The organism is Bacillus sp. AY2-1, assembly GCF_008368965.1.
In the GTDB taxonomy this organism is placed as follows: Bacteria; Bacillota; Bacilli; order Bacillales; family Bacillaceae_G; genus Bacillus_A; species Bacillus_A thuringiensis_S.
Window position 1 is genome coordinate 1 of sequence record NZ_QPEL01000194.1, and the last position, 5007, is coordinate 5007.

Genomic DNA, 5007 nt, shown 5'->3' on the forward strand with positions numbered 1-5007 from the left:
AATTAGTATTATCGGTCTGTTCAAATATTAAATTGAGGGATTTTTCATTTATGTTATACAATTCATTTAAAATCTCTCTAATCTTTGTTCCATTATTATCATTTAAAATCTCTTTCCAAAAGAATAAGGCATCATCTATATTTACATGCTTTTGGGGATGAAATTTTAGATTTTCTCTTTCTTCTATTGTCAAAGCTTTATAAAAATTTACTAGTTCCATATGTATACCTCCTCAAAAAAGTAAAAGAGAAAGATTAAATAACCTTTCTCTTTTATCAGAACTAATTACAATTTTTTTGACATTCTACAGTATATGTACAGATATAACCATTATTTCCTAAACCGATACTTAATTTTATATAATCTGCACTATTAAATGATCCTATTGTTCTCGGTTCAGCAGCACCACCAAACATGCTCATTTCATCTTCATTTAATTCTTTTAATGGGTTCTCCACTGGAAGATTAACATTCACATTATTTTGGTGTCTATAATATGGATTTTTCAATGCTTTTAATTCCTTCGTCATAATTATCACCTCCTTTCAAGTCAAGATTTTCATTACTTTTAAATAGTTCTTGATAAATTTTACTATGTTTTAAAAGTTGCTGATGATTCCCTTGGTCCACTATTTTTCCATCTTCTAAAATAATGATGTGATCAGCATTTTTTACAGTAGCAAGCCTATGTGCAATTACTATTCTTGTACAGTTCATTTCAGATAAATACTTATCTATGCGGCTTTCATTTATACTGTCTAAAGAATTCGTTGCCTCATCTAAAACTATTATTTTAGGAGAATGTACGATGGCTCGCGCAATAGAAATTCGTTGCTTTTGTCCACCAGAAAGATTTTGTCCCATTTCAGAAATTAGAGTTTCATATTTCATCGGCATTTCCATAATTTCATTATGAATTTGCGCTACCTTAGCAGCTTGTTCAACTTGTTCCTTGGTTAAATTTTCATTATTTAATTTTAAATTATGTAGTATGGATGCATTGAATAAAAATGGACTTTGAGTTACTATTCCCATTTGTTTTCTGAGATAAGGTTTATCTAAAATATTAAACTCTATATCATCATAGGAGATTTCGCCTTCTGTGGGATTATGCAAACCAACTAGTATTTTTGCTAAAGTACTTTTTCCTGAACCAGAAGGTCCTATAATAGCAATCTTTTGTCCAGGTTCTATATTTAAATTAATATTGTCTAAAACTTTTTTGGAAAATTTCGTGTATGAAAATGAAACATTTTTTAATTGGATTTTTCCTTGTAGGTCAATTTTTTTATAATTAATATCACTATTCATTTCTGTTGGTGTATCAATTACATCTCGAACCCTTCTTAAGTACACTTTAAGTTGAAAAAAAGAATCCATCGAAAAAATAAGCGAATTTACTGTACCAATAAAATAAGTAGCAATTCCTTGAAAGGCTATTAATTCACCAATGCTAATTGATCCGTTGAATACTTTATTAGCACCAATGAGTATTATTAATAGAGGAATAAAATAAGTTAGACTACCTGAAAATGAATTTATTACATTTACAAGTCGCTCTTTTTTCATAAATGCTTTCATAAACTCAGAATATAGATCTTTCCATTTATTTTCTGCACTATTTTCCGAACCCGAAATTTTCACATCTAGAATACCTAATATCGTTTCTGACTGATAAGAATAAACTTCAGTATCCCTTGACAATTCATTACTATTTGCCTCAGTTATAAAAGGTCTCATGGCTAAAATAAATATGTATAATGCCACAGAGAATAGTACTAGCCAAAAAGTCAAAAATGGAGATTTTATAAGCATATAAAAGAATATAACTATGACTAATAGAATATCTAAGAGTCCCTTCATAATCTGATTAGATAATATGTGACGAATTGTACGTAAAATAGATGCACGATATAATAAGTCTCCTGATTGTCTAACTTGGAAAAAATTATAAGGAACTTTTAATAGATGACTAAAATATTCCCATGAAAGTTCATAATCAATGAATCTATATAAGCGTATAGAAACTTCATTCCTTAGCAAGTTAAAGATAAAATATAATCCTAAAGAAATTATAATTCCTTCCAAAAATAGAAATACTAAATTTTGGCCATCAGTCAATAACATATCATCAATTATTTTTTGTGTTAAAGTAGGTGTAACCAAAGCAAATAGCTGTAGCATTAAACTTAACATAAAAAATGTAATAAGGATTTTTGGTTTCTTAAGGATTAATTTTATATAGGGCTTCCACAAGCTATCTGGTTTATTCTTCTCAAAATTATTATTTGGTTTTAACTGAAGAACATAGCCAGTAAAGTATTTGTTAAACTCGCTTTGTGATAAACTTTTTCTTCGATCAGACGGATCTAAAATGTAATACTTATCATTTTTTATCTTCTCAATAACAACATAATGTTTATTATCCCAGTATAAAATAGCTGGTAGTGAGATAGATGTTAATGCTGTAGGCTTGCATTTGACCCATCTAGCATCAAAGTTTAAATGTTTTGCAATATGCAAGATTTCCATCAAAGAATTTCCATCCCGGCCATTTCCGATTTCTTCTCTTATTTTAAATAAAGAAATATGATTCTCATAATAAGCTGAAATCATGGAAATGCACGCTATGCCACATTCTGTTTGGTTCATTTGTTCTATAAATGGTACCTTTTTTTTCACCATTATTTCACCGTACTTTGAGGTAATTCTAATGTTAGTATTGAAGGGATTTCAGGTTCTGTTAATCTTAATAGTGCATATCCAACACCAGATAAACCTAGCATTATACCAGTTAGACCTCGATCACCCATGCCCTCATACATAGAATAAACCTTAGGATTTGATAGATAGTAGTTAGCAAGTTCTCTTAATTCATCTTGTGAAATTAATGTAGGATCTAATTTTGATATACTTGTTAAAATATCTATATTTCCAAATATCCCATGACAGAGACAAATACCCTCCGGGAATATTTTATTTTCAATGATATTTCTAACAACTTTCTTTAAATCAACTTTACTTTTTAAAGAAGTATGATTTGACTTAATTTTTGAACGTGCAAGAAGTATTCCAGGTGCCCCATGACACCAATAATAAGACTGAGTTTTTTCTTCAACATTATTTCGTAAATCTAACCAATTTAAAGAGTAATTATCAAAATTTGAATCTTCATAACTAAGTACATCATTTAGTAAAGATGCATATTTGAAGTTTTTATCTAATAATTTTAAATGTGAAAGCGCAAGGGCTATTCCTGCAGAACCATGTGCTAAACCTGTCAACATTTTATTGCTTGTTAGTTCTTCCCTATTATTCAATAACTTTTTAGCTAAGTTTTCGCCACATCTTTTGATAATTTCTAAACTGTCTTCATCATTTGTTAGTTCATATAAATTAGAACAGAAGGTTATAACTCCAGCATATCCATTTAAAAAATCAATTTCATTTTTGTCATTATCTATCATCTTTTTTAGTAGATTAAGATATTTTTTTGCTGATTTTAAAAGCTGTTCATCCTTCCAAAGTAAGGCTAAGTAATATAGGGGATATATAATAGAACCTACTCCACTATACATGGATATTGTTATATTCAATAACCTCTCATCTGCAGATTCAAATGATTCTAAAACATAAGTAATTACTTTTTTAGCACATTCCTTATATTTAGGTTCGCCTGTAACTTTTGATAGTTCAGCAAGGAATAATGCATTACCAAGAATCCCATTATAGAAATTGAGATCTAATATTTTGAGTGAAAATCGATTTTCTTCTTCATCATTATCAATCCCTATCCAAGTAGCATAGTTATTTACCTCACCATAGACAGCGGATTTTAATAAATTATCACCTATTTTTTTAGCAATTTCTAAAGAATTGAGTTTCTCAAATAATTTATTTGTAGATTGGAAACTACCTAGCTTTTCAACAGTATGTGTAGAAAGGCTTTCAAGTTCTTTTGCTTCTAATGATAATCTAATATAAGAGATTTGCTTTTCCATATCAGAATTATTTAGCCTTTTTATATTTTTTCTAACTATTTGTAGGCTAGAGTGTTCTAACATGTTAGGTATTTCAATTCTATTGCTGTTAAATATACTTGTTTCGCCAACTTTAAATGTAAAGTAAGGAATATCATGGTTTAACAAATCTTGTATTTCATACTCTACTAGTTTTTTATAATTTGGCTCTGTTTTTACAATATTCCATAGCATTTCAAATAATTTTTCTCTATCGATTCCATTACTTAAATATTTAGGGTGATATGATCCAGTCAAAAATCTATCATAGATATATGTCGGTCTTAGCACAATACGACATTCACATTCAGTAAATAAATTAGTAACCACTTCGATTGAGTGTTTTTTATTTCTTAATAATATGTTATAACAATCTTTAAAACCTTGTTCGATAAATTTTAAGTAGTGGAATGGATTTATATTATTCCCTTTAAATTTAACTAAATGTGAAAATTCCGGAGTAACGAATTTTGTTTTTTCAAAATGAATATTATCATTATCCTCATCACATAGTGCCCATCCAGTCAGGGTTTTAGATTCTTGATTTGCTCCACCAGAAATTCCACTTAAATCAAGATCCATTCTTGATGTGAATATCTTGGAATGGGGTAAGAGTCCGGATCCTAAAACTGAACTTGCTAATTCCTCTAGAGGGTAGACTCTATTATTTTTATCTAAGATTCTATTTGAAAATAAGGTCTCTAGATCAATTATAAAAGGATGTTCACCTGCAGATATTATATTTTCATAATGCATATCTGTTGTTTCTAGAATATAAAAGATTGCGATGTACGTACCTATGCGATAATAATATTTTTCAATATCCTCTTTAGTTGTGCATTCTTGATTTTCAATGAATTCTTGCCATCCATAATCAAAACCAATAACATTTCTTGGAACTTTAATGGGATGTTTTAAACCTTGTGAATTTATCCAATTTACAAATTTTGAAAATGAGTTATCTATATTTAAAGATCTAGGTTTATAT

At 28.8% G+C, this 5007-nt stretch carries 4 protein-coding genes; all 4 read right to left on the reverse strand.

The window, feature by feature from the left end; translation table 11 throughout:
• On the reverse strand, positions 1-220 hold a 220-nt coding region (locus DN403_RS28230), incomplete at its 3' end, for a hypothetical protein (protein WP_149186001.1).
• Between the two features lie 61 nt (positions 221-281).
• Positions 282-530 carry a plantaricin C family lantibiotic gene (locus DN403_RS28235; protein ID WP_098437849.1) on the reverse strand — a complete coding sequence of 83 codons (249 nt, stop codon included), beginning with the start codon at positions 528-530 and terminating at the stop codon, positions 282-284.
• Positions 490-2682 (reverse strand): peptidase domain-containing ABC transporter, encoded by a 2193-nt coding sequence (locus DN403_RS28240; protein ID WP_179958953.1) that lies wholly within the window; start codon positions 2680-2682, stop codon positions 490-492. Before DN403_RS28240 ends, DN403_RS28235 begins: the two co-directional genes overlap by 41 nt.
• Before the next feature lie 2 nt (positions 2683-2684).
• Positions 2685-5007, reverse strand: a 2323-nt coding sequence (locus DN403_RS28245) for a type 2 lanthipeptide synthetase LanM family protein (RefSeq protein ID WP_149186003.1), incomplete at its 5' end; no start/stop codon positions are given.